19 protein-coding genes, 2 pseudogenes and 1 riboswitch are annotated in these 26650 nt (G+C 36.8%); of the genes and pseudogenes, 3 read left to right on the top strand and 18 right to left on the bottom strand.

Annotation, left to right across the window (positions count from 1 at the left end; all coding sequences use genetic code 11):
* Window positions 1-91 precede the first annotated feature (91 nt).
* The 5 genes from AC1B0Z_RS13495 to AC1B0Z_RS13475 all read right to left on the bottom strand — a co-directional run bounded on the left by AC1B0Z_RS13495 (window position 92) and on the right by AC1B0Z_RS13475 (window position 9381).
* A complete protein-coding gene (locus AC1B0Z_RS13495; RefSeq protein ID WP_483792563.1) occupies window positions 92-532 on the bottom strand; it encodes a hypothetical protein in 441 nt (146 codons plus the stop codon).
* 32 nt (window positions 533-564) lie between these two features.
* Entirely contained in the window at window positions 565-3963 is a 3399-nt protein-coding gene (gene thrA, locus AC1B0Z_RS13490) for a bifunctional aspartate kinase/homoserine dehydrogenase I (RefSeq protein WP_483792562.1), read from the bottom strand.
* A 369-nt stretch (window positions 3964-4332) separates the two neighbouring features.
* Window positions 4333-5607 (bottom strand): O-acetylhomoserine aminocarboxypropyltransferase/cysteine synthase family protein, encoded by a 1275-nt coding sequence (locus AC1B0Z_RS13485; RefSeq protein WP_483792561.1) that lies wholly within the window; start codon window positions 5605-5607, stop codon window positions 4333-4335.
* Between the two features lie 160 nt (window positions 5608-5767).
* Window positions 5768-5892: riboswitch (SAM riboswitch) on the bottom strand.
* Between the two features lie 292 nt (window positions 5893-6184).
* Window positions 6185-7462 (bottom strand): hypothetical protein, encoded by a 1278-nt coding sequence (locus tag AC1B0Z_RS13480; RefSeq protein WP_483792560.1) that lies wholly within the window; start codon window positions 7460-7462, stop codon window positions 6185-6187.
* Window positions 7463-7836: 374 nt separating this feature from the next.
* A complete protein-coding gene (locus AC1B0Z_RS13475; protein WP_483795309.1) occupies window positions 7837-9381 on the bottom strand; it encodes a hypothetical protein in 1545 nt (514 codons plus the stop codon).
* Window positions 9382-9530: 149 nt separating this feature from the next.
* Between AC1B0Z_RS13475 and AC1B0Z_RS13470 the strand changes: the two genes are divergently transcribed.
* The 3 genes and pseudogenes from AC1B0Z_RS13470 (at window position 9531) to ppgK (ending at window position 12922) form a co-directional block, all read left to right on the top strand.
* Window positions 9531-10706 carry a 2-isopropylmalate synthase gene (locus AC1B0Z_RS13470; protein WP_483792559.1) on the top strand — a complete coding sequence of 392 codons (1176 nt, stop codon included), beginning with the start codon at window positions 9531-9533 and terminating at the stop codon, window positions 10704-10706.
* An 80-nt stretch (window positions 10707-10786) separates the two neighbouring features.
* Window positions 10787-11904: pseudogene (gene leuB / locus AC1B0Z_RS13465) on the top strand (3-isopropylmalate dehydrogenase).
* Window positions 11905-12169: 265 nt separating this feature from the next.
* Complete coding sequence (gene ppgK, locus AC1B0Z_RS13460) at window positions 12170-12922, top strand: polyphosphate--glucose phosphotransferase (RefSeq protein ID WP_483792558.1); 753 nt, start codon at window positions 12170-12172, stop codon at window positions 12920-12922.
* Window positions 12923-12950: 28 nt separating this feature from the next.
* Here the strand turns inward: ppgK and argH are convergent, their stop codons facing one another.
* The 13 genes and pseudogenes from argH to AC1B0Z_RS13395 form a co-directional block, all read right to left on the bottom strand.
* Window positions 12951-14228, bottom strand: coding sequence for an argininosuccinate lyase (gene argH / locus AC1B0Z_RS13455; protein ID WP_483792557.1), 1278 nt, complete (start codon window positions 14226-14228; stop codon window positions 12951-12953).
* A gap of 97 nt (window positions 14229-14325) precedes the next feature.
* Window positions 14326-15390, bottom strand: coding sequence for a M20 family metallo-hydrolase (locus AC1B0Z_RS13450; RefSeq protein ID WP_483792556.1), 1065 nt, complete (start codon window positions 15388-15390; stop codon window positions 14326-14328).
* Window positions 15387-16163 (bottom strand): acetylglutamate kinase, encoded by a 777-nt coding sequence (gene argB, locus AC1B0Z_RS13445; RefSeq protein ID WP_483792555.1) that lies wholly within the window; start codon window positions 16161-16163, stop codon window positions 15387-15389. Before argB ends, AC1B0Z_RS13450 begins: the two co-directional genes overlap by 4 nt.
* Window positions 16164-17103, bottom strand: a pseudogene (locus AC1B0Z_RS13440) (N-acetylornithine carbamoyltransferase).
* A gap of 1 nt (window position 17104) precedes the next feature.
* A complete protein-coding gene (gene proB / locus AC1B0Z_RS13435; RefSeq protein ID WP_483792554.1) occupies window positions 17105-17872 on the bottom strand; it encodes a glutamate 5-kinase in 768 nt (255 codons plus the stop codon).
* A gap of 4 nt (window positions 17873-17876) precedes the next feature.
* Window positions 17877-19070, bottom strand: a complete 1194-nt coding sequence (locus AC1B0Z_RS13430; protein ID WP_483792553.1) for a glutamate-5-semialdehyde dehydrogenase — start codon at window positions 19068-19070, stop codon at window positions 17877-17879.
* Window positions 19071-19121: 51 nt separating this feature from the next.
* Window positions 19122-20273 carry an aspartate aminotransferase family protein gene (locus AC1B0Z_RS13425; protein ID WP_483792552.1) on the bottom strand — a complete coding sequence of 384 codons (1152 nt, stop codon included), beginning with the start codon at window positions 20271-20273 and terminating at the stop codon, window positions 19122-19124.
* A 2-nt stretch (window positions 20274-20275) separates the two neighbouring features.
* Entirely contained in the window at window positions 20276-21070 is a 795-nt protein-coding gene (proC, locus tag AC1B0Z_RS13420; RefSeq protein WP_483792551.1) for a pyrroline-5-carboxylate reductase, read from the bottom strand.
* Window positions 21071-21333: 263 nt separating this feature from the next.
* Window positions 21334-22317 (bottom strand): N-acetyl-gamma-glutamyl-phosphate reductase, encoded by a 984-nt coding sequence (gene argC / locus AC1B0Z_RS13415; protein ID WP_483792550.1) that lies wholly within the window; start codon window positions 22315-22317, stop codon window positions 21334-21336.
* 59 nt (window positions 22318-22376) lie between these two features.
* Window positions 22377-23552 (bottom strand): argininosuccinate synthase, encoded by a 1176-nt coding sequence (locus tag AC1B0Z_RS13410; protein ID WP_483792549.1) that lies wholly within the window; start codon window positions 23550-23552, stop codon window positions 22377-22379.
* Between the two features lie 39 nt (window positions 23553-23591).
* A complete protein-coding gene (locus tag AC1B0Z_RS13405) occupies window positions 23592-24218 on the bottom strand; it encodes a GNAT family N-acetyltransferase (protein ID WP_483792548.1) in 627 nt (208 codons plus the stop codon).
* Window positions 24219-24700: 482 nt separating this feature from the next.
* On the bottom strand, window positions 24701-25507 hold the full coding sequence (locus AC1B0Z_RS13400; protein ID WP_483792547.1) for a 3-keto-disaccharide hydrolase: 807 nt from the start codon (window positions 25505-25507) through the stop codon (window positions 24701-24703).
* 2 nt (window positions 25508-25509) lie between these two features.
* Window positions 25510-26562 (bottom strand): sugar phosphate isomerase/epimerase family protein, encoded by a 1053-nt coding sequence (locus tag AC1B0Z_RS13395; protein ID WP_483792546.1) that lies wholly within the window; start codon window positions 26560-26562, stop codon window positions 25510-25512.
* Window positions 26563-26650 lie beyond the last annotated feature (88 nt).

The following is a 26650-nucleotide window of genomic DNA, read 5'->3' as shown; positions in this document are numbered from 1 at the left end:
AAAACTTACAGGTATGCTTTTTAAATTATGATTAATGAACTTTACAAGTTTCATATATCTCAATAATTAATATCATTTTAATAAAACAATTTTACTTTTTCATATTTACAATTTGGTCAAATAAATTATCACTAATTCCAATTAACTTAAGACTCTTCCTAGGATCTATTCCTTCCAAATAATAAACATTATCGTTGTCTAAACTACCTCTAATTTTTAAAGTATTGTAATCGGTTTTGAATTTTGTAATTTGATAATCTTCATATTCAATAAAAGAATTACTTAGAATTTTTATTGTGTCGTTTTCATAACCAGTCTCGTATTCATTTGAATCTTGAAACCGAGATATTATAATTTGATCAGATGAAAATTTAATTATAGTTGGAAACTCATGAAATGAATCTTCATCCACAACAATTGAAATTTCACTAGGAAAAAAAGGTAAGTATTCTAACTCTTCAAAATCTTTTTCTTTATATTTTTCGCAATTTAAAACAAGAAAAGCAAGAAGCGAAAATAGAATTCTTTTCATCACAATATTCTTTATTTAATTATTCCCAATTCTCAATTAATATGCTTACTCAACCTCAAAATATCCCCAAAAACCCCACGTGCCGTAACCTCAGCGCCAGCACCTGCACCTTGAATCACTATAGGCTGCTCACCATAACTTTCTGTAAATATTTCAAAAATAGCATCACTTCCTTTTACATGCCCCAATGTACTATCCTCTGGAATGGATACTAATTTCACTTCCAAATTCCCTTTGTCTTGCGATAAATCTCCCGATAAATCCCCAACATAACGCAACACATGCCCTTCCTTTTGCTCATCTTTTAACTTCTGATATTGGTCGTCTAAAACTTCTAACTGACTCAAAAACTCCTCCACCGAAATATCTCTATAAGCCTCAGGAATCAAATTCAACACTTCAACATCTTCAAACTCATTTTGCAAATCTAATTCTCTTGCAAGAATTAAAAGCTTTCTCGCCACATCATTCCCTGAGAAATCTTCACGAGGATCGGGTTCTGTAAAACCTTTATCTACTGTTTCTTGAATAATGGCACTAAACGGTTTGTCTTGCACAGAAAAATTATTGAACAAATAACTCAGCGTTCCAGAAAACACACCTCTAATGCGTGTGATATTCTCTCCAGATTCATGCAATAACTTAATCGTATCAATTAACGGCAATCCAGCACCAACCGTGGTTTCGTATAAATATTGTTTGTTATTATTTTCAAGCTGAACTCGTAACTCTTTATAAAAATCATGAGATACTGTATTGGCAACTTTGTTTGACGACACTAAATCGAAACCTGCTTCAATCAACGGAACATAATTCTGATAAAACTCAGAACTCGCCGTATTATCCACCGCAATCAAATTTTCTAAATGGTGATTTTTAGCATAAGTGATAATATCTTCAATAGAACTATCATAAGTACTATGTTTAATGGCTTCTTGCCAATTGGTGTTTACGCCATTTTTATCTAAAACAAGTTTTCTAGAATTCGCTATGGCAAACACATTCAAATTAATGCCTTTGCGTTTTTCAATATCATCTTTCGATTTTAATATCTGATTGATGAGTGCGCCACCCACACCACCATGACCAAAAATGGCAATATTTATCTTTTTTGAAATTCCAAAAACTTCGCCATGAATTACATTTACTGCTTTATGCAATTGGGATTTCTTAACCACCAAACTCACATTTTTCCCTGTAACCGTATTATTAAAAAGTAAGGGGGTAATCTGGTTTTTAATCAATGCATTAAACGGCTTATGGAAAGAGCTCAACTCTATACCCACGATAGAAATTACCGCTACATCATCCACCACATCAATTTTGTTCACATCTTGAGAATAGAAATCGCTCTCAAACTCACGTTCTAAGGCAATAACAGCTTGGGTTGCTTGGTCTGCATCAATAATTAAACCAATACCTCTTTCTGAAGACCCTTGTGACACGATGCTTACACTAATTCCGTATTTACTCAATGCGCCAAAAATACGTGCATCTACACCTATTTTCCCTAATAAACCGCGACCTTCTAAATTCAACAACGCTACATTATCTAAAATGGATAATGATGTTACTTCCTTTGTGCTTGGTCTTGCAGTAATTAGCGTCCCTTCATCATCTGCATTAAACGTATTCAAAATACGTAAGTTGATATTTTTTTCAACCAAAGGAATAATGGTTTTGGCATGTAACACCGAAGTTCCAAAATTGGCGAGCTCATTAGCTTCACTAAAAGATAATTCTCTAATTTGTTTTGCATCAGGAACCAACCCAGGATCTGCGGTATAAATTCCACTAACATGCGTATAGTTTTGTAACTCTTCGGCATCTAAAAAATTAGCGATTAAAGCTGCCGTATAATTACTACCGTTACGTCCTAAAGTGGTGGTTTCATTCTTTAAATTTGACGCAATAAAACCTGTAACCACATTCACGACATCCTTGTTTTTACTAAAATAAGCCTGCGTGTTTTCTTTGGATAATTTTGATATTGGTTGTGCATTACCAAAAGATTCATCGGTTTTTATGAGTTCACGCGCATCAGTGGCTTTCGCGGTAATGCCATGTTCATTTAAGAGGCTTGCAATGAGTTTTACAGATAATAATTCGCCTTGCGCCAAAATATTATCTTTGGTCTTTTTGCTATAATCACGCAACAAACTCACACCTTCAAACAACTTATCTAAAACCGAAAATTCTTCAGAAAAATCGATAGTTTTCAAAGGCTCAGTTTGATATGCTTTAAAGGCTTCTAAATCCTCTTGATACGATTCGCCTTTTAGCGCTTTGTTCAAAATAGCTTCTAAATCGTCAGTTGCTGAACCTCTCGCAGATACTACAACAGAAATTCTGTCGCCTGCGGCAACTTTATTTTTTATAATCGAAAGTACCGTGTCTAAGCCTTTTCCATTGGCTAAAGATTTCCCTCCAAATTTTAATACCTTCATTGGTTTTCTTTTAGAATGTGGCACAAAAATGCCTTCTACAATTTTTTCTAATTGATCGTATTCCATTAAAAATGCATCGTGCCCGTGCACAGAATGAATTTCATTATACGTCACATTAGGATGCGTTAAGGCCAACTGTTTGTGGGTTTCACGGTTTTCTTCGGCAGTAAAAAACAAATCTGAATCTACACCTACAATATGGATTTTGGCTTCAATATTTTCGAGCACATTAAAGTTACTTGAACGACCTTTAGTAACATCAATAGACTTTAATAACTGATTCATCAATTTATAAGCTGATAACTGAAACCGTTCCTGCAATTTTTTTCCATGATGCAACAACCAACTTTCGACATTAAAAATCTCTAAATCGTCATTTTTAGAACGTTGAAAACGCTCTTTAAAAGACTCTGGCGTGCGGTAACATAACATAGCATGCATTCTAGCATCATGCACCGGATGTTTAGAGTTTAATAAAAATTGCTCTTGAATTTGGCAATTGGCAATCAACCAATCTGTAGATTTCCAATCGGTAGCCACCACTATCAAATGTTCAGTAAAATCAGACTCTAGAACAGCCATTTCCCATGCAATGCCACCACCTAAAGAGCCGCCAATAGTTGCAAATAATTTCCCTGTATTGAGTTCTTTTAAGCCTTTTAAAAAGAGTTTCGCGACATCACGAGCCACAAAATCTTTGTAATTATCAATCACAAAACCATCAAAACCGTTCCCAGGGATATTAAAGGCTAAAACGGTGTAAAGTTTGGCATCAATAACTTTGTCATCGCCCACCAAATCTTTCCACCAACCATTCTCTCCTGCCACCTCACTATTTCCCGTAAGTGCGTGATTAACCAACACAATTGGCGCGCTTCCCAAAGCCTTACCAAAAACTTGATAACTTAACTTTATTTCAGGGTTCAGTACCCCACTTTCTGTGGTGTAATTTGTAATTGTAATATGTTGTAATTCGTTGTTCATAAACAGCCTCCCCTAACCCCTCCAAAGGAGGTGAATTTTTACTCTTATGTTATAAAGTCGACTGGAAATTAAAACCTATCAACTTTTGTTTTATTTATTTTTTTGGGCGTTCCCCTATCGGGCTGTGGGCTTTCCACTGCTCCCGATAACTATCGGGACTAACGCGGGTGTGTCTGCTAAGGTCTTTTATTCCCAAAAGTCGTTTAACTTTTGCTTTTCACCCACCCCTAACCCCTCCAAGGAGGGAACGCTTACTATTATTTTTAAAATTTCACCCTTACCCCCTCAATACTTCGCAACTACGCTTACTCAAACGTAATAATCCACATGAGTGTAGTTCCTCCCCCTCGGGGAGGTTAGGTGGGGCTTTTAGATTTTAGCAAACGCTTGCTTTAAATCGGCTTTTAAATCTTCTATGTCCTCAATACCTACAGACAATCTTATTAAATCTGTTGACACACCTGCCGAAGCTTGTTCAGCTTCATCCAATTGTTGGTGTGTGGTACTTGACGGATGAATAATTAATGATTTTGTATCTCCAATATTAGCTAACAAAGAAAAAATCTGAGTTTCATCTGCAATCGTTTTTGCTGCATCAAATCCGCCTTTATGACCAAAGGTTACTATACCACTTTGTCCTTTTGGTAAATATTTTTTAGCTAAGGCATTGTATTTACTGCTCTCTAATCCTGGATAGTTTACCCAAGCTACTTCGTCTTGTGCTTCTAACCATTTTGCCAATTCTAAAGCGTTTTCACTATGTTGCTTGATGCGAACAGGTAATGTTTCTAAACCTTGGATGATGTTGAATGCATTTGTTGGACTCATAGCGCCACCAAAATCTCTTAACCCTTCTAAAATTAATTTGAACGTGTAAGAGGCAGCGCCTAAAACCTCATGGTATTTTAACCCGTGGTAACCCGCTGATGGCTCAGTAAATTCTGGGAATTTCCCGTTTGCCCAATTGAATGTTCCAGCGTCAATTATTGCACCTCCAAGAGATGTGCCTTGTCCGCCAATGTATTTGGTTAACGAGTGAATTACAATATTTGCCCCGTGTTTTATTGGATTTAATAATGCAGGTGTAGCTACCGTATTATCCACAATAAAAGGCACTTCTGCTGCTTTAGAGTGTACTGCGATAGCTTCTAAATCTAACACATCTAGTTTAGGATTTCCTAAAGACTCTACAAAAAAGGCTCTGGTATTATCTTGCACAGCATCAGCAAAATTATCAGGATTTGAAGCATCTACAAATGTTGTTGTAATACCTAATCTTGGAAGTGTTACACTTAATAAGTTGTATGTCCCACCATATAAACTACTTGAAGCCACAACATGATCACCCGCTTTTAATAGCGTTAATAAACCTGTTGCAATTGCTGCTGTACCCGAAGCAAAAACTACGGCACCAATACCACCTTCTACAGCTGCTAAACGCTCTTGTAAAATTTGATTTGTTGGGTTATTTAAACGTGTGTAAATAAACCCTAATTCTTGTAAAGAAAATAGGTTTGCCGCATGGTCTGAATTGTTAAAAACGTAAGACGTTGTTTGGTAAATAGGAACTGCTCTTGCGCCTCCGTTTGCTGTTACATCATGACCTGCGTGTAATGCGTTTGTTGCTAATTTTTGATCGCTCATTTTTCTAATGTTTTTAGTTAATTATACCTAAGATCCCGCAAAAAAGCGGGATTAGTTCATCTTGCTATTTTGAATGCATTGCTACGCAATTTCTCAAAACAGCGTTTCACTAAAAAAATGTTATAAAGAATTATTAAAATTACAAAAAGTAATTTCTTTGGGGTTATCTATCCAAACGCCGATAAATGAATCAGTATTTAAGTAGAATTTAGCACCTTCTTTAATAAGTTTAAAGGGTTGCTAAGGCTTCACGGGGTCTAATCCCTCCACCTTTCTTGATAACATCTCAATAAGTGTTTGAACTTTGTGACTGCAAATATCGTGTAGAAAAGTTAATCTGCAAATTTTCGGGAAACTATTTTTGTTTTTCTTGGTTTTACCTGAAATTAAACACTTGACTTTGTAAAAATTTTCTACTAACTTCGTTTACCGGCGGATATAAAGAACTTGTACTGAGCTTGTCGAAGTATTATATAACGGCGCATATCCGAAATCTCGTTGTGGTGCATTTTGACAGTACATTATCCAAAAAAAGCATACTATACAGCACCCTTTTTGAACTTTTATGAATAATTCCTTAACGAAGAACACCGAAAAGCAACAACAGACTTGTATTCGCATCTAACAAAAGTTGCAAATCATTTCCGTTGGAGTCTATGGACCAGATACTTGAACCTGACTGCCCATTCTCTGAACCCGAATAAGCAATCCGGTTTCCACCGTTGTAATAGGTAGGACTGCGAGGCGCTACAGTATTGGGTGAAGGATCTTCAAAAACAAGTAGCGGTTGCGATCCACTAGTCACGTTTATTCTGTAAATACCAGGCGTGTTGTTAAACTGTGCCGAAAAAATAACATCCCCTCCGTCTGGCGACCAATCAAGATTACTGTTTCCAAAACCTTGAGGAAAAGTCGTAAATTCTGTTACAAGCCCAGATTCTGGCTGAAGGAATGCAAGTTTTGTTTCTTCTGTATCAAAATTGTAACGTGTAAACGCTATATCACCAGTTATAGGAGATATTGCAAAACAGCCAAAAATAAAATCGCCTTGTTCAGCTACGGAGGTCAATTGACTCAAAGCTCCTGTCTCAAGATCGTAGGCAAAAATTTCATAAATATTACCATTTACAGGGGTATTCGGTGAATCTACAGCTCCTGTAAAATATAATTTTTTGCTATCTAGTGAGAATTTGGGGCAATTATCATCAAAAACAAATGTTACCGGAATAGGTATCAAACCAGTAGTTCCATCACAGCGGAAAACGTTCATTTGCCATCCACCTTGGGTGTCACGCGCTTGGGCGATCCATTCGCCATTTGATGATATGGCCACACCTGTTCCACCACCTATGCCGAAGGACTCTTCGTTCGTGCCATCAAAATTCAGTACAAAGTTAAATGTTCCTTTCCTATAGATTAGTTTTGGCTGATCAAAACAGCCGAAAGTGCTTCCTGGATCATCCGATGGAAGGATTGTAAAGCTATAAGATGCCAAAGCCAATATGGTATTTGATGCATCCAACACTTCTATAATAATCTCTTCTTCTCCTGCATCATTACCGATACAATTTATAGAACTACCACTAATTGAAGGATTTGGTAACTGATTTACACCATCCGAGAGTTCTCCATTCTCATTTAATAATCTCCATCTGTAACTCAATGAAGACTCATCTCCCTCGAAACCAGAAATAATTGCTGTAAAGGTTGCTGAATTGTTCAACGCGAGTTTGTCATCGTTAAGACCAGTAGCTTCAATTGAAACTGTTACGTTGCTGTTATCTGGATTATTGTCGTCTGATGTACATCCTATCAAAAAGGATATTACTAATAATAAAACAATATTTTTTTTCATAATAGTTTGATGTTATTTTTTATACATCGCACAAAATGAAAAATGTCATCAAATAAAAAAACGACACCACAACAAAGTACTGTGGTAAAAAACAAGTAAAACCTCATTAATTTTTCACTAAAGTACTTCTATAAAAATCATCATATATTAATCCTGATTTTGCAATTGCAAAAACTTGTTTTAACAGATTAACTAGAAATTAGCAAACAAGCCCCGCGCAAGGGATTGTGCTTCGAGAACCTCAGCAACCAAAGTGGCAGCTTTTGGCGAGGCGTGCATCGAGCCAAAACTATTAACGAAAAGCCTGCCTACCGGCAGGTAGGCCCGACCCTCTTGCCCTGAACTTGTCGAAGGGTAGGTTGCGCCCAAAACATCTAAGCTTGTGTTTGTAGAAACTTATCTCGGATAATTTGGCCTATAGGTCGATTTTCAATCTTTGATTCCAGCCAAGAAATGATGTCTAAATATAAAAACGCGCGACTTTGATAGGGATCGTTCTCAAACTCTTTTAACTTTTTGTGCAACTTGATGAATTCGCCTTTTACTTCGTGCGGATAAATATCGGGTAAGGTTCTTAAAAACTTAATGAATTCTTTTTGCACTTCGTACAAATCTTCCATCTTAATTAAGAACTTGTAGGTGCTTTTTATGAGGATATCCAAATTGTAATCCAGTCCCGCCTCGTAGTGCGCCACCAAATTTAAAATTCTTGAAAAACATAACAAATCCTCGCGCATTTGCAATGATTTATTGCTAATGATTTTGTCCAAGTAAAAGATGCACTTTCTGGTTTCTCCAGCCCCAAAATACATACTCGCCATTTTATAATAAAACACCATGATATGATGCTCATCTATGCGGTTTTTATAGCTTTTTAGTTTTTCTAAAACCGTATCAATTAATGGTAAACCTTCCACAAAACTGCCTTCAATAAAGTGCAGATTAAACTTGTTATTGTATATGTATAAAAACGCCAGAGATTCGTTATTATCATCCAAGGGAAACCACTTTTCTTGAGTAATTGCCTCAAATTTTGATAAGGTTTCTTTGAACTTATCATACTGTCGTAAGTAAAATAAAGCCTCCAATAAATAATGATTTCCGCGAAGGAAAAAAACAGGATTAAGCACAATCATATCCTTTTTATCATAGAATAAATCCACCCATTTGGATGCGTATTTATAACACGCTAAAAAATCTACGGTTAAAAAACTATACCACAGTTTCGCCTTGTACAACCATAGTTTTTCACGAAAACCTAGTTTATTGATATCATACTTAGGCAGCCTATCATGGTAATATTTATCAATAATTTGATACTCTTCATCATTTTTTACGTATCCGGTTTTTAAAAAGAGTCCGTACAACTGCAACGATAAATTGGAGAGTTTACTAGCCAAAACATTATGTTGGCTTAACTCCTTGGCTTGAATGGTCAACTCGTCCGCGCGATTACTGATACTTCTGGTAATGTACTGTGATTCAATAATTTTTTCAAGCTCAACTATTTCATAAGCTACATTTTTTTCTTCATTAGAAATTGCAAGACTTTTTGCCTTATCAAGAATTTTTAAACTTTGTTTGTAGAGCCCTTTGTGATATAAAATGGTGGCAAAATCAAGCTGCTCACGTATCTGAATCCTGATGTTTTGATGCGAAGGATTCAAGCGCAAACTAATGAGAATCTGTTTATATAAATGTGCTTTAAGGTTGGATAACTGCTGCTTTTTTACAATACCTTTTTTTAAAATAGCAGCCTCATCGTATGCCTTTAATTTATCCAAAATATTGAACAGCATTAAAAACTTAGAATCATCGTTTACACCCAGTCTGCCGACGTAAAGCTTGAATTGTCGCTTTTCAGATTTTGAAAGCGATTTTACCAAAACAAATAAATTATCTTTTTGCTCTTTTACCATAGTCATAAAATCAACTATATAAAGTTGATTTTCAATTACTTAAACTATCATTAATTCAGTTAAACGTCGTAAAAAAAATGAGATGAATAGTAGCTTTTACGAAACCAAAATATAAATTCGTGTAACAATAAGAAAATATATTCTAATAAATGTCTGATAATCACGTTCAAATTTTTGACACTACCCTTCGCGATGGTGAGCAAGTTCCTGGCTGTAAGTTAAATACAGAACAGAAATTAGTTATTGCAGAACAGCTTGATAATTTAGGAGTGGATATTATTGAGGCAGGGTTTCCCGTCTCTAGCCCCGGAGATTTTAAATCGGTAGAAGAAATATCTAAAATAGTAAAACATGCTACGGTTTGCGGACTTACCAGATCAGTAGAAAACGATATTAAAGTTGCAGGAGAAGCACTTAAATATGCTAAAACGCCAAGAATACACACTGGAATTGGCACTTCGGAATCTCATATAAAATTCAAATTCAAATCTACACAAGAAGATATTATAGAGCGCGCAGTAAAAGCTGTGAGTTATGCAAAGTCTTTTGTGGAGGACGTTGAGTTTTATGCAGAAGATGCTGGTAGAACCGATAACGAATATTTAGCTCGTGTTTGTGAAGCTGTAATTAAAGCTGGAGCAACTGTTTTAAACATTCCCGATACGACAGGTTACTGTTTACCGCACGAATACGGGGCGAAAATAAAATACCTAAAAGAAAATGTAAAAGGTATTGAAAAAGCGATTTTATCTTGTCACTGTCATAACGATTTAGGTTTGGCAACTGCCAATTCCATAGAAGGTGTAATTAATGGTGCCCGCCAAATAGAATGTACTATTAATGGTATAGGCGAGCGTGCAGGAAATACAGCTTTAGAAGAAGTTGTGATGATTTTACGCCAGCATCCTTACCTGAATTTAGATACCAAAATAAAATCTGAAATGTTGTATGGCATCAGTCAATTGGTATCTGACAGTATGGGTATTTACACCCAACCGAATAAAGCGATAGTAGGCGCCAATGCTTTTGCACACAGTTCTGGTATTCACCAAGATGGTGTGATTAAAAACCGTGAAACTTACGAAATTATTGACCCTAAAGATGTGGGGGTTGATGAATCGGCTATTGTGCTTACAGCAAGAAGCGGAAGAGCTGCATTAGCTTACAGAGCTAAAAATATTGGCTACGAGTTAACGAAATTACAATTAGATGAAATCTATACCAATTTCTTAGATTTTGCCGATAAGAAAAAAGAAGTTGATGATAACGACATACATCAAATAATTGAAAATAGCCGGATGTACAAAGAAATTGTATCCTCTTAATCGAATAAATTGCACTTTTAAAAACGAAGCTTCTTAATTTACAGGAAGCTTTTTGCGTAAAGCGCACAAAACCAAATTAAATGAAACTAGATATTGCCGTTTTACCAGGAGATGGTATTGGCCCGAAGTAACTGCCGAGGCAGTTAAGGTGCTTAAAGCGATTGGTATGGCATTCGAGCATACGTTTAATTTCAAATATGGTTTAGTAGGTGCAGCTGCAATTGACGATAGTAAAAACCCTTTACCAGAAGCCACTATCGATTTATGCAAGGATACTGACGCCATTCTTTTTGGCGCCATTGGAGATACTGCTTACGATATTGACCCTGACGCTACCGTACGTCCAGAGCAAGGACTTCTGGGTTTACGAAAAGCATTGGGACTGCACACCAATATTCGTCCGGTAATTGCTTATGACGATTTATTGAACAAGTCTTCATTAAAGGTCAAACAGATCAAGGATACCAACATCCTTATTTTTAGAGAATTGACTGGAGGTATTTATTTTGGTAAAAAAACATTGAGTAAAGACGGTAATACAGCCTCAGATGTCTGTGAATATCACCGTTTCGAAATAGAGCGTATTGCGCATTCTGCTTTTAAAGCAGCCCGTTCTAGAAAAGGGAAATTAACTTTAGTGGACAAATCCAATGTACTGGAAAGCTCACGTTTATGGCGTCGTGTGGTTTTAGAAATCGCAAAACAATACCCAAAAGTAGCACTCGATTTCATGTTCGTAGACAACGCTGCGGTTGAGCTCATCAAAAACCCAAGGCAATTTGACGTTATTCTTACGGAGAATATGTTTGGAGATATCTTATCAGAAGAAGCCAGCGTTATTGTGGGGTCCATAGGTTTGTTGGCATCCGCATCTAAAGGAGATACTCATGCCATGTTCGAGCCTATTCACGGTGCCTATACCAAGGCCAAAAACAAAGGTATTGCCAATCCTATTGCGTCTATCCTTTCGGCAGCGATGTTGTTGGATCATTTCGATTTGGCCGACGAAGCTGCACTAGTGAGAGAAGCTGTAGACAAATCACTAAAATTACATATTACCACGCCCGATTTAAACGCTAAATATGACAACATCACCACGAGTAAGGTAGGTGATTTTATCGAAGACTTTATAAATAATCCAGAAGAAACCAATCTAAACTTTACTAATATACACTTAGGGCAATCCACCATTATTTAATTATTTTGAATTAGTCACCAATACAATTAAATACCAAACTAAACTTTAGGAGACGTCCAGTTACAAGAGCCCAATTCTAGGGCTCTTTTTCTTTTATTTTTTTTGGGGCGTTACTCGCAAGGGGTCGGGCTTTCCGTTACAAGTCCTCGCACTTCCTTCGTCAGGTTGCGGGCTTTCCTCTACAATCCCTAACGCAACCCTATCCGCCAGCTTAGTGCATCAAAACTATCTTTTTAGTACATTTGGAAATGCACAACTAAAAAATATGGAAGTTTTAGGAATAGACATTGGAGGCTCAGGAATGAAAGGCGCATTAGTTGATTTAGAGACAGGAGTACTTACAACCGAACGCTATAGAATACCTACGCCAGCATCACGCAAGCCAGAAGATATGGTAAAAGTGTTCAAGCAGATTGTAGATCATTTTGAATATAATGGCCCCATTGGTTGCGGGTTCCCGACGATTATTAGACATGGAGTTTGCAAATCCGTGAGCAATCTAAATAAAGGTTGGATGAATGTAAACGTTCAACAACTATTCTCTAAAGCCTCTGGAAACGCTGTTACCGTTATAAATGATGCCGATGCTGCTGGGTATGCTGTTATGAATTATGGCATCGGTAAAAATGAGCACGGTTTAGTACTTATGATAACTATTGGCACGGGCATTGGTAGCGGTGCATTTTATAACGGTAAGCTCATCCCAAATTTCGAATTAGGGCAAATACCCTACAAAAACTATAAAAAAATAGAACACTACACCGCCGACTCTATCCGTAAAAAGAAAAATTTAAGTTTTAAAGTTTGGGGTAAACGCCTAAACAAATTTTTGGAGTTAGTAGATGTAATCGTATGTCCGGACTTAATTATATTGGGTGGGGGTGTTTCAAAACATTACGATCAATACGAGAAACAAATACATATTGAAACGCCCGTAAAACCTGCCAAACTTGGTAATCATGCTGGAATTATTGGTGCAGCCGCGGCGGTTTTAAATGTAAGTTCTAAATTGAATTAGCCTAGTTTAAGCACATCGCTGGTGGTTTTTAACCATTAGGGAATTTAGCCTTTATTTCATCCAAGCACAAATTATGAATACTACCCACGTGCGTGTGCTGTTTTGAGGTATCAGGTACATATGTGCCATCCTGTACTTGACCACCAATTTTTTGATATGCTTCTCTAAAACTTTGGCCTTCAACAACAAGGGTATTGATATTATCTACAGTAAATAAATATTTATACTTATCATCATGGATATCTACATCTTTAACTATAATTTGCTGAATAGAATAATTGAATATATCCAAGATGTCCTTCAACTCTTCAAAAGCTGCAATCATGTTTTCTTTTAGCAACTGAAAATCTCTGTGATATCCACTTGGTAAGTTGTTCGTTATAAGCACCATTTCACTCTGCAATGCTTGAATTTTATTGCACTTTCCACGAATTAACTCAAAGACATCAGGGTTCTTTTTGTGTGGCATAATGCTGCTGCCCGTTGTGAGTTCATCTGGAAAAGAAATAAACCCAAAATTCTGACTCATATACAAACATATATCCATAGCAAAACGGGATAAGGTGTTGCACGAGCTACCTAAAGCTGCGGCAATAGTGCGCTCGTTTTTTCCACGTCCCATTTGTGCAGCAACAACGTTATATTTCAATGTCGCGAAGTCCATGTATTTAGTAGTTAGCTCTCTATCTATTGGAAAAGAACTACCGTAACCTGCTGCAGACCCTAATGGGTTTTGATCTACCGTTTTAATGGCTGCATCTAATAAAAATACATCATCAATCATTAACTCTGCATAAGCAGAAAACCATAGTCCAAAGGATGATGGCATTGCCACTTGTAAGTGCGTATATCCGGGTAAAACCTTGTCTTTATTGCTATCGGCTAAATCTAACAGTGTATCAAAAAGCGTTCTGATTTTGGTTCTAATTAAACCTAAATTCTCTTTATAATATAGTTGACAAGCCACTAAAACTTGGTCGTTTCTAGAACGTGCCGTGTGTATCTTTTTTCCAACCTCGCCTAGAGATTGGGTTAATTCAAACTCAATTTTAGAATGTACATCTTCAAACTGCGCGTCTATTTCAAACGTACCCTCTTCAATTTGAGAAAATAATACGTCCAAACCACGTAATAATTGTTGCAGTTCTTCCTCAGTTAAAATACCAATACTCTGTAACATCTTTGCATGTGCTTTTGATGCAATTACATCGTATTTTGCGATATGAATATCAATTTCTCGGTCGTTTCCAACAGTAAAATTTTCTATTTTTTTATCTATTGATATGCCTTTATCCCAGAGTTTCATAATTATAACCTTTTGTCATTCCCGCGAAGGCGGGAATCTTTTACAGTATTTTTTCTTATTTTAATGGATTCCCGCCTTCGCGGGAATGACAGAACTATTAAACGATTACACGGTTTAACAATTCAATATATATTTTAATACCTTCTTCTATTTCATTTAAATAAATAAATTCATCTGCCGAATGTGACCTTGTGCTATCGCCTGGGCCCAATTTTAAACTCGGACAAGACAACACAGCTTGATCCGATAATGTTGGCGAACCGTACGTGGTTCTTCCCATAGCAATTCCAGCTTTTACCAATTCATGGCCTGTTGGAATGGATGATGAATTCAACCGCAGACTACGTGGTTTGATGCTAGTTACAGGTGCTTCCTTTTGTAGGATTTCTGCAATTTCAGAATTTGAATATGCGTCGTTTACGCGCACATCAATCACCAAATTTAAGTCGGCAGGTACCGCATTGTGCTGGTTGCCAGCACTAATTTGGCTTACCGTTAATTTCACATCACCTAAAGCATCAGAACCTTTTTCAAACTTGTAATCTTTGAACCATTTCAGGACTTCGATTGACTTGTAAATCACATTATCATCATTGGGATGTGCCGCGTGACTCGGTGTACCTTCCAATACCGCATCAAACACCACCAATCCTTTCTCGGCTACCGCTAAATTCATCAAGGTTGGTTCTCCAACAATAGCAACATCAATTTTTGGAATGATGGATAACATACTATTTAAACCATTGGGCCCACTGCTTTCCTCTTCCGCGGAAGCGACAATCACTAAATTATATTTTAAATTTTTATGATTGTAAAAATGTGTAAATGTTGCGATTAAAGACACCAAACAACCACCTGCATCGTTACTTCCTAAACCAAATAGTTTTCCATCCTCCACAATGGCTTTAAAAGGATCTTTTGTATAAGCCGAATTAGGTTTTACAGTATCATGATGGGAATTCAACAATAGTGTTGGCTTGCCTTCTTTAAAATGTTTATTTACTGCCCAAACGTTATTTTTTGTGCGTTTATAATCTATCCCATGATGCTGAAACCACCCTTCAATATGAGATGCCGTTAGGTCTTCCTCTGATGAAAACGATTGGGTTTCAATCAGCTTTTTAAGCAACTCAATAGCATCTTTTGTTAATTTCTCAATCATAAAAACAAGGTAGTGAATTTTTGATTCTTGTTAATCATCATGGTAGAATTACCTATAAATACTCTTGAAACACCAGCTTCAATAGCATTAAAACTATTATCTAATTTAGGTAACATACCGTCGTGAAATACACCTTGATATTTTAATATTTCGTATGTGCCATAGTCCATGTGTTCAATAACTGAATTATCATCTTCAACCGACATGAGCACACCGTTTTTTTCAAAACAATAAAATAATTCTACATGATATAGTTTTGAAAGCGCGATAGCCAATTCAGATGCAATTGTATCAGCATTTGTATTTAAAAGTTGTCCATGCTTATCATGAGAAATGGCGCAAAAAACAGGTGTTATATTGTTTTCCAGCAGCACATCTACAACTTTTGTATTTACCTTTTTAACATCGCCAACAAAACCATAGTCGATTTTTTTAACAGGTCGTTTAACCGACACAATAGTATCTCCATCGGCTCCTGAAAACCCAATAGCATTGCAGTTATTTGCTTGCAGTTTTGCTACAATATTTTTGTTTATTTTACCGGCGTAAACCATGGTAATAATGTCTAAAGTATCTGCATCCGTAATACGCCTACCGTCAACCATATTTACGGGGACGTTCATGTCCTTAGCCATTTTAGAGGCTAACTTACCACCACCGTGCACCAACAATTTAGGCCCTTTTACAGTTGAAAACTGAGATAAAAACTTTTCTAAGGCTGCTTCATCATCAATAATATTTCCTCCTACTTTTATAATTTTTAAAGTCTCCATCTATACGTTTTCTAAGAGTTTTTTCAGTACTAATTGTGCGGCGTAAGTTCTGTTATTTGCTTGTTCAATCACTATAGCACTATCGCTATCTAAAACAGCATCTTCAACTACCACATTTCGTCTTACAGGCAAACAGTGCATAAATTTAGCACCACCAATTTTATTTTTAGTAATCATCCAATTTGGATCTGTATTGATGACTTTCCCGTAGTCTTTCATAAGAACTCCAGTTTTTTGTATAAACGAAATCCGCATCCTTAAACGCTTCTTCTTGATTATGATAAATTGCTGTGTCTCCTGTAATTTCAGGGTTCAAATCGTAGCCTTCAGGGTTTGCAATTACAAATTCTACATCCATTTTTTGCATTACCTGTGTAAAACTATTTGCTACGGCATGGGGCAGCGCTTTTATGTGAGGCGCCCAACTTAGGACTACTTTTGGTTTCGCTTTGGTCTTGAACTCCGAAATGGTTAAGGCATCTGTTAACCCTTGTAAAGGATGACCTGTGGCACTTTCCATATTTACAATGGGCACAGAGGCATATTCCATAAATGCACTCATCACCTGCTCACTTTCATCTTTGGCTTTATCAGTTAAGGTTGGAAATGCTCTTACCGCGATAATATCGCAATACTGAGATACCACGGCAGCCGCTTCTTTGATGTGTTCTGCTGTATTGCCATTCATAACCGTCCCATCTTCAAACTCTAAGCCCCAAGCATCACCTGATACATTCATTACAATTGGGTTCATTCCTAAATTTAAAGCCGCTTTTTGAGTGCTTAGGCGCGTACGTAAGCTAGAATTGAAAAATAACAACCCAAGTGTTTTGTTTTTCCCGAGTTCAATATCCTTTAATGGATTAGCTTTTAAGGCCTTGGCCTCTTCAATCCAAGTTTCAAGATTATTAATATCGTGTATAGATGTGTAATGTTTCATTCTATTTTATTTTGGTAAACGGCACTTTATTTCTCATTGCGTTTTCTATAAAATCATCTTGCAAACCGTTTACAATCCAAGTTTCAATATTTGATTTTTTAGCAACGGCAGCCGCTTCGATTTTACTTTGCATACCTCCACTGCCGTGAGATGATTTAGAACGCGTTACTTCGGTATTTAATTCCTTAAAATCAGTTACGCTTTCAATAGTTTTTGGCGTACCATTTTCCATGGAGACTTTTGTGTAAATACCATTGGTATTGGTGGCGATGATAAACAAATCTACATTTAATAATGAAGCGGTTAAAGCACCTAATTTATCGTTATCCCCAAACTTAATTTCGTCAGTAGCTACAGTATCGTTTTCATTAATAATTGGGATGTAATTATTGTTAACCAATACATTAATGGTGTTCGTGATATTAGTTCTACTGTCTTCCTTTTCAAAATCGGAATAAGACAATAAACACTGCGAACTCAACAAGCCATATTCTCGAAAAATCTCCTGATAAATCCGTATTAAATGTGGCTGACCAATGGATGCCAAGGCTTGTTTTACAAAAATGGCTGATTGCTTGCTTTCTAACTTCACAAACTGTTTTGCAACTGCAATTGCTCCAGAACTCACAATAATAAACTCAAAGTCATCTTGAAGTTTAGCAATTTGACTTGCTATGTCCTCAATCTTACCCCTGGAAATATTATCAGTTTCTTTGGTCAAGGTGTTCGACCCAACTTTTAACAATATGCGTTTTTTCTTTTTAAACATGCGTTTATCTTATTTGTCCATTTCCGTGCACATACCATTTATTGGTAACTAGATGCTGTAAGCCTATTGGCCCACGCTGGTGTAACTTATCTGTGCTTATAGCTAGCTCACCTCCTAAACCTAACTGACCTCCATCTGTAAAACGTGTTGATGCATTATGATATACCGCTGCCGTATCTACATTTTCCATGAAGGTTTTTGCGGCAGTTTCATTGGTTGTAATTATTGATGATGAATGCCCGCCAGAGTATTTATTAATCATAGTAATAGTATCCTGATTTGACGCAATCTCTCCAATTAAAATTTTATAATCTAAAAACTCTTCGTACCAGATATCATCTGAAGTGATTGCTTCTAAACCGTTTTCTTTGGAAATCGTTTCATCTCCTAACACTTCTATTCTAAAATCTTTTAATTTTGAAATTAACCGTTTTACAAATTCTTCTTTATTAGGAAGTTTTTCATCAATCAGTACTTTATCTACCGCATTACAAGCAGAGATTTTTGACTTACCATTCATGATAACATCTAGCGCAATATCTAAATCTGCTTCTTTGTGCACGTACACAAAATTGTTACCTCTTCCACTTACAATCACAGGACATGTAGCATGTTGTTTTACAAAAGCAATTAAACGCTCACCCCCACGAGGCACGATTAAATCCAGACGCTGTGTTGGCTTTTCTAAAAAGGCTTGAGTCTCAGTTCTATTGAATTGTAAATATTCTACCCAATCTATAGACGCACCATTTTCTCTAAGTGCCTTATGCCACAACTCTACAATTTTTAGGTTAGAACGTAAGGATTCTTTTCCTCCTTTTAATAAAATTTTATTACCCGATTTAAAAGCAATTCCAGCGGCCTCTACAGTGACATCAGGACGGGACTCATAAATAATCAATACCGTACCAAACGATGCCGTCTTGTTGTACACTTGCATACCATTGTCGTGTTTAAAGCTAAAACGCTCCACACCTACAGGATCTTTTTGAGACGCCAAATGAGTAGCAGCCTTAATCATTTCATCGACTTTAGAATCGTCAACTTTTAAACGGTCGAACATGGAAATGTCCTCACCGTCATAAGCGTCCAAATCTGTTTTGTTTATGGTAATGATATTTGCTCTTTCCTGTTCTAACAATTCTGCCATTAGCAATAAAACTGCGTTTCTTGTTTCTATGGATAGTAATGTATTCATTATTTTCAGTATTCAGTCATGGTTTTTTTCAGTAAAACCGATAGTCGCTCCTTATGTTAAACTAGTTTCTTTTACTTTTTTCAACGCTTCAATTAAAGCCTCAAAAAATTGATCAATATGCTGTTCTCTAATATTTAATGGCGGTAAAATTCTTAATAATTTCTTATTCGCTGCGCCGCCTGTGAATATATGGTGGTTGTAGATTAAATCTTTGCGCAAATTGCCTACTTCAAAATCAAACTCCAAACCTAACATCAAACCTCTTCCTTTAATATTTTTTATTTCAGAAATGGTATTGGCTTTAGATATAAAATAATCAGACATCACATTTACATTATCCATCAAGTGCTCTCCTTCAATGGTATTTAACACAGCTAAACCAGCTGCACATGCTAAATGATTACCGCCAAATGTAGTACCTAACATTCCATATTTGGCCTCAATATCTGGGTGAATTAGAACACCACCAATAGGAAACCCGTTCCCCATACCTTTGGCTATAGAAATAATATCTGGAGTAACATTGTAATGCTGAAACGCAAAGAAGTTACCTGAACGCCCGTAACCAGATTGTACCTCATCGGCAATAAACATGGTGTTATTTAATTTACAAAGGGCAAAAACTTGCTCAAAGAAATCTTTACTACCCTGATCTAAACCACCAACACCCTGAATAAACTCTACAATCACCGCACAAACATCACCTTTTTCCAGTTCTGCTTTTACACCTTGTACATCATTTAATTCCAAAAATGTCACCTTTTGTTGTGCGTTTAAAGGCGCAACAACATTTGGGTTATCAGTAGCTGCAACGGCTGCCGATGTACGCCCGTGAAACCCATTTTTAAATGCCAAAATTCGAGCTTTTCCTGTTTTAAACGATGCCAATTTCAAGGCATTTTCATTAGCTTCGGCACCAGAATTGCATAAAAATAACTGGTAATCTTTACATCCAGACAATGCTTCAATTTTATCAGCTAACTGCTTTTGCAATGGATTCTGAATCGCATTAGAATAAAATCCGAGTTCAGACACCTGTTTTGTAATCGCGTCTACATAATTAGGATGTGCATGCCCAATGGAAATCACTGCATGCCCACCATAAAGGTCCAAATATTCTGTTCCTTTATCATCGTAAACATGAATACCTTTTCCAGAAACCGGAGTGACATCATATAACGGATATACATCAAACATTGGCATAACTAACTCTTTTTAAGTTGATTAATTTTTTCAAACGACGCAGTAATACCTTGTATCAAAGCAGAGCTTAATCCCTTGTGTTCCATTTCATTTAAACCAGCAATAGTACAGCCACTTGGTGTGGTAACTCTATCAATCTCTGCCTCAGGGTGCCTACCAGATTCCTTTAGCAAACTTGCAGCGCCATAACAAGTTTGTAATGCTAAATTATGAGCTTCATCAGCCTCAAAACCGAGCTGAATTGCACCTTGAGTAGTAGCTCGAATCAAGCGCATCCAAAACGCAATACCACTAGCACAAATTACGGTAGCCGCTTGTATCTGTTCCTCAGGAATCACCATTGTAGTTCCTAGTTGATTAAAAATACTTTTTGCCAATTCGATTTTTAATTGCCCAACATCATTAGCAGACAAACAAGTCATAGATTTACCAATCGAAATTGCCGTATTTGGCATCACCCTAATAATATGTTTTTCCTCGCCTAAAATCTCTTCAATCCTTGAAATTGAAAACCCTGCAGCAACTGACATCACCACATGATCCTCTCTAATTAAAGGCTCCACCTCTTTCAAAACACCCTCAATATGTCGTGGCTGAAGCGCAAAAATCACAACATCACTATGCTCTACAGCAGTTGCGTTGCTATTCGTTATCGTCACATAATCCTCATCAACAAATGCATTCACTTGCGACGTGTTTCTATCACTCAAGTACAACGACGTAAACGATTTGTTTTTAATCAGTCCCTTCGCAATCGAACTCCCTAAATTCCCTGTTCCAATTATGGCTATTTTCATGTCTAAATACTTTTTTTGATTCTTTTTTATGGCGTTACCCACAAGGGGTCGGGCTTTACGTTCCAAGTCCTCGCACCTCCTACGTCGGGCTGTGGGCTTTCCTCTGCAATCCCTAACGCAACCCTCCCCTAGCCCCTCCAAGGAGGGGAACTCTTACTCAAATCTTCTTACTCAAACCTACAAGGTTTTTATTCTATATTCTATACGCAAACCTCTACAATCCATTCCTCCCCTTCGGGGAGGTTAGGTGGAGCTTCGGCTTCTTAAAAATACGTCGCCTTTAATCCTAATCCTATGGTTTCTTCTAAACCAAACATTAAATTCATGTTCTGTACCGCTTGTCCAGAAGCACCTTTCAATAAATTATCAATACAACTTGTAACTAACAATTTACCATGATGTTTATGTAGATGTACCAAACACTTATTCGTGTTTACTACTTGTTTCATATGTAAAAATTCATCCGAAACAAAAGTAAATTTAGCATCCGCATAAAACGATTTATAAATCGTTTTTGCATCTTCAACGGTTCCTTCAAAATCCGTATAAATAGTTGCAAAAATGCCTCTGGAAAAATTACCTCTATTTGGCATAAATAGAATATCAGAATCAAATCCATTTTGCAATTGCTGTACTGATTGGCAAATCTCTCCTAAATGCTGGTGTGTAAATGGCTTATAGTATGAAAAGTTATTATCTCTCCAGGTATAATGCGTAGTTGCTGATAATGATGTTCCTGCTCCTGTAGCACCAGTAACCGCATTAATATGTACATCGTTATTCAATAAACCGGCATCAGCCAATGGCAGTAAACCCAACTGAATAGCCGTCGCAAAACATCCTGGATTGGCTATATATTTAGCCTTTACAATATCCATTTTATTTAACTCTGGTAAACCATATACAAAAGTTTTACCTTCAAAAATTTTATCTGCTTCCAACCTAAAGTCGTTTCCTAAATCAATTATTTTAGTTTTATCTGAAAATGCGTTAGCAGACAAAAACTTTACTGAATTTCCATGACCCAAACATAAAAACAATACATCAACGTTAAGATTTACAGTATCTGTAAACTTCAAATCCAAACTACCTACTAAATCTTGGTGTACCTTACTAATGTTGTTTCCGGCATTTGATGTGCTGAACACAAAATCAATTTCAGCTTCTGGGTGGTTAATCAACAATCTGATTAGTTCCCCAGCAGTATATCCTGCACCACCTATTATTCCGACTTTTATTTTTCCCATTTCCATTTACTTTTCAAATATTCCATTAAGATGCCGAATCAAGTTCAGCATGACAAAAGTTAAGAATTTACTTGTTGATATATTTTGTTCTGATTCCCTAAAATCTTGATAAAACCTTTAGCGTCATCGGCGGTCCAAGCTTTGTTTTCTTCACCGTAGCTACCAAACTTGGCACTCATTAAATCATGTTCAGAGATGATACCATCCAATGAAAAATGATAGGGTTGCAAGGTTACCGTCACGTCACCTGATACCTTCTCTTGACTACTTTCCAAAAAGGCCTCAATATTTCGCATTACCGGATCCAAATATTGTCCTTCGTGCAAATGCATCCCATAAAAACTAGACAAATATTCTTTGTGCTGTAATTGCCATTTGGTTAATGTATGCTTCTCTAACAAGTGGTGCGCTTTCACGGTGATTAAAGCTGAAGCGGCTTCAAAACCTACGCGACCTTTAATGCCTACTATAGTATCTCCTACATGAATATCTCTTCCAATTGCATACACTGAAGCAATATCATTCAACTTTTCAATGTTAACTTCAGGAGTATTGGCCTTACCATTTAATGCAACAAATTCGCCTTTATCAAAAGTCAACGTTACTTTTTCCTTGCCTTCTTTTTCTAATTGCGAAGGGTAGGCTTCACTTGGTAATGCCTTTTCAGATGTTAAGGTTTCTTCACCACCCACACTTGTACCCCATAGGCCTTTATTGATAGAGTACTTTGATTTCTCCCAAGATGCTTCAATACCATTAGACTTCAAATAATCTATCTCTTCTTGTCTTGTTAATTTTTGATCTCTTATTGGCGTAATAATTTGAATATTTGGTGCCAAAGTTTGAAAAATCATATCAAACCGCACTTGGTCATTTCCCGCACCTGTACTTCCATGGGCAATATATTCTGCATCTATACTTTTAGCATACTCAATGATTTCTATCGCTTGTATAATACGTTCAGCACTTACAGACAATGGATATGTGTTATTCTTCAATACGTTACCAAAAATTAAATACTTCACAACTTTTTGGTAAAATGTAGCTACGGCATCAATATTTTTATAGGTAGAAACACCCATTTTATAGGCATTACTTTCAATATGCTTAATTTCTTCCTGTGTAAAACCTCCCGTATTTACGCTTACTGCATGCACATCATAATCTTTTGATAAACTCACCGCGCAATACGATGTATCTAATCCGCCACTATACGCTATTACTAATTTTTTCATTGAATCATTATTTTTTGTCATTTCCGTAAAGGCGGAAATCTATTTTTTTTCTTTTCTTAAAAACAATGCTTGTTTTATTTGCTTTAACCTCTTAAATGCTTTTTCCTTAACCTGTTTTGACTCTGAAGTTTCAGCCTTCCCAACCTTTTTAGGGTCGTAAAGCATACCCGTACATAAACACATTTTTCGTTTTGTGCGCGTAAGTACATCATAGTTTTGGCAGGTTTGACAACCATCCCAGAACGTTTGGTCATCTGTTAATTCTGAAAACGTTACGGGTTTGTACCCCAAATCACTATTCATTTTCATTACTGCCAATCCTGTTGTGATACTAAATACCTTTGCATCAGGAAATTTGGTTCTGGAGTGTTCAAAAATTTTGTGTTTTATCTTTTTTGCAAGCCCCTGCCCTCTGTAATCTGGATGTACAATTAATCCAGAATTGGCCACAAATTTACCATGACCCCATTTTTCTATGTAGCAAAACCCTGCAAATGTATCACCATCTAAAGCAATTACAGCATTACCATTCTCTATCTTAGATGAAATGTATTCTGGAGTACGTTTTGCAATACCAGTGCCTCTTACCTGTGCTGATTGGGCAATAGTGTCGCAAATAGATGCTGCGTATTTAATATGTGATTTGTCGGCTATTACAACCTTCATTATCGTCGTTTTAATTTGATTCTAAATTTGTTCTTTTTGAAACCTGAACCGGACTCACCTAAGTTCAAAAACAGATAACATACCCTTACGGGCGACGAGGGTAACGACGACGGATCATAAGCTCTTGGTTAATTAATGAATTAACTTTGATTTTATTTATTATGATTTGAATTTTGGACACTGTTTGAAAAATTAAAATTACGTTCTAGGTTTACTTCATTTTTGAGTATTAGAAGCGGCGGCGGCGGCGCGCGGGAGAACCGGGAGAACTGAAACGTATTTTATTTTTTAAATTTTTCATGCGGTAAATCTAAGACATTATTTTATAAACGCCTAAAAATGATATGGTTTTTGAAAATAATTAAGGAAATCTCAATTTTAAGAAGGTTTTGCTTTAAATATTTTAAGAATTAAAAGTTTTTATAGAAAAATGCACGAAATTCATCATACACTAGGCGCAGTAGCAAGGTTTTAGTAAATAATTAATCCAACTCCCTAACCCAAATATTCCGATAACTCACTCGGCTATTATCGCCATGATCCTGAAGTTTCAAAGGTGCTTTACCATGTGCTTCGTTTTTAGGCCAGCCAATATATTCCGTCGTACCTTTAATTTCAAAATGGTCTTGAATTAAAATTCCATTATGCAATACCGTAATGGTTGCCGATTTTATTTTTTCACCTTGTTCATCAAACTCTGGAGCGTGGTAAATGATATTGTACGTATTCCATTTACCTGATGGTACAGAAGCCTGGGCTAATGGTACAGATTGTTTATAAATTGAGCCCACCTGACCATTAGCATAAGTATCGTTATCATTATTGTCTAGCACTTGGACTTCATAACGTTCTTGAAGAAAGACACCGCTATTACCTCTATTTTGACCTTTTCTTTGTGCTTCGGCTGGGGATTTCCATTCTATATGAAGCTGCACAGAGCCAAAACTTTGCTTTGTTCTAATATCCCCAGATTTATCCTTAACCGTCATCGAGCCATCATCATTCAAAATCCAGTCTACCGGTCTGCCATCCTTTACATGCTCCCATGCGTCAAAATTACTACCATCAAAAAGTATGATAGCATCACCAGGTGCTCCGTTTTGTCCTTTTGGATTTACAGTTGGTGGCACAGGCTCATATACCTCAGTGGCTTCAGGTACGGCGGGCTCTACTCGAGGGTCTTCTTTAAAGGTTTTTAATAGCTTTTCTTTCTTCGGCTCTACTTCGGAAGTATCGTTTTTACAGCAAACCAAAGATGCTAATACCGCTATAAACAAGAGTCGTTCCAAAATTATATGCCTAAAATCCCTTTTAAATAATCTTCATCAATAGCACCACCAGCAAAATCGTCAAAACTCCTAGTGGCAGCTTCAATAATATGCTTTTTAATAAATGGCGCACCTTCTCTAGCACCTTGCTCAGAAGACTTTATACAACATTCCCATTCCATAACCGCCCATAGATCCAAGCCATATTTGGTAAGTTTAGAAAAAATGGCACTAAAATCTACCTGCCCGTCTCCCAAACTTCTAAAACGTCCTGCGCGATCTTTCCAATCGGCATAACCCCCATACACACCTTGTCTACCCGTTGGGTTAAACTCTGCATCCTTAACATGAAAAGCTCTAATTCTTTCATAATAAATATCAATAAACTGCAAATAATCCAATTGCTGCAGCACAAAATGACTTGGATCGTACAACAAATTAGCACGACTATGATTCCCCGTAGCCTCTAAAAAACGCTCGTAGGATATACCATCATGCAAGTCTTCTCCAGGATGAATTTCATAACATACATCTACACCTTGCTCATCAAAATGATTTAAAATAGGCAACCAACGTGACGCTAACTCTTTAAACCCCATATCTACCAAACCTGCTGGTCGTTGAGGCCAAGGATACACCGTATGCCACATTAACGCTCCAGAAAACGTAGCGTGCGCCTTTAAACCCAAACGCTTACTGGCGGTTCCAGATTTTTTCACAAAATCTATAGCCCACTCTGTTCTGGCTTTGGGATTACCTCTAACGGATTCTGGTGCAAACCCATCAAACATGGTGTCGTAAGCAGGGTTTACCGCTACTAATTGCCCCTGTAAATGTGTAGACAATTCTGTGATTTCTAAACCGTAAGATTCCACTTTACCCTTAAGTTCATCGCAATACGTTTGGCTTTCTGCCGCTTTATCTATTTCTATCAAATTGCATTCCCACGTAGGGATTTGTATGCCTTTATACCCTAAATCTACCGCCCATTTGCACATGCCACCCAAACTGTTAAATGGCGCTTCACTACCTGCAAACTGCGCTAAAAATACTGCTGGCCCTTTTATAGTTTTCATAAAATATTGTTTACAAGCCCGCCTAACCTCCCCAAAGGAGAGGAGCTGAGAACTCAATTGTTTTTATTAATATTTTTTGGGCGTTACA

The sequence above is a fragment of the Hyunsoonleella sp. J2K-J805 genome, assembly GCF_057167125.1.
This window is presented reverse-complemented; position numbering and strand designations above follow the sequence as displayed.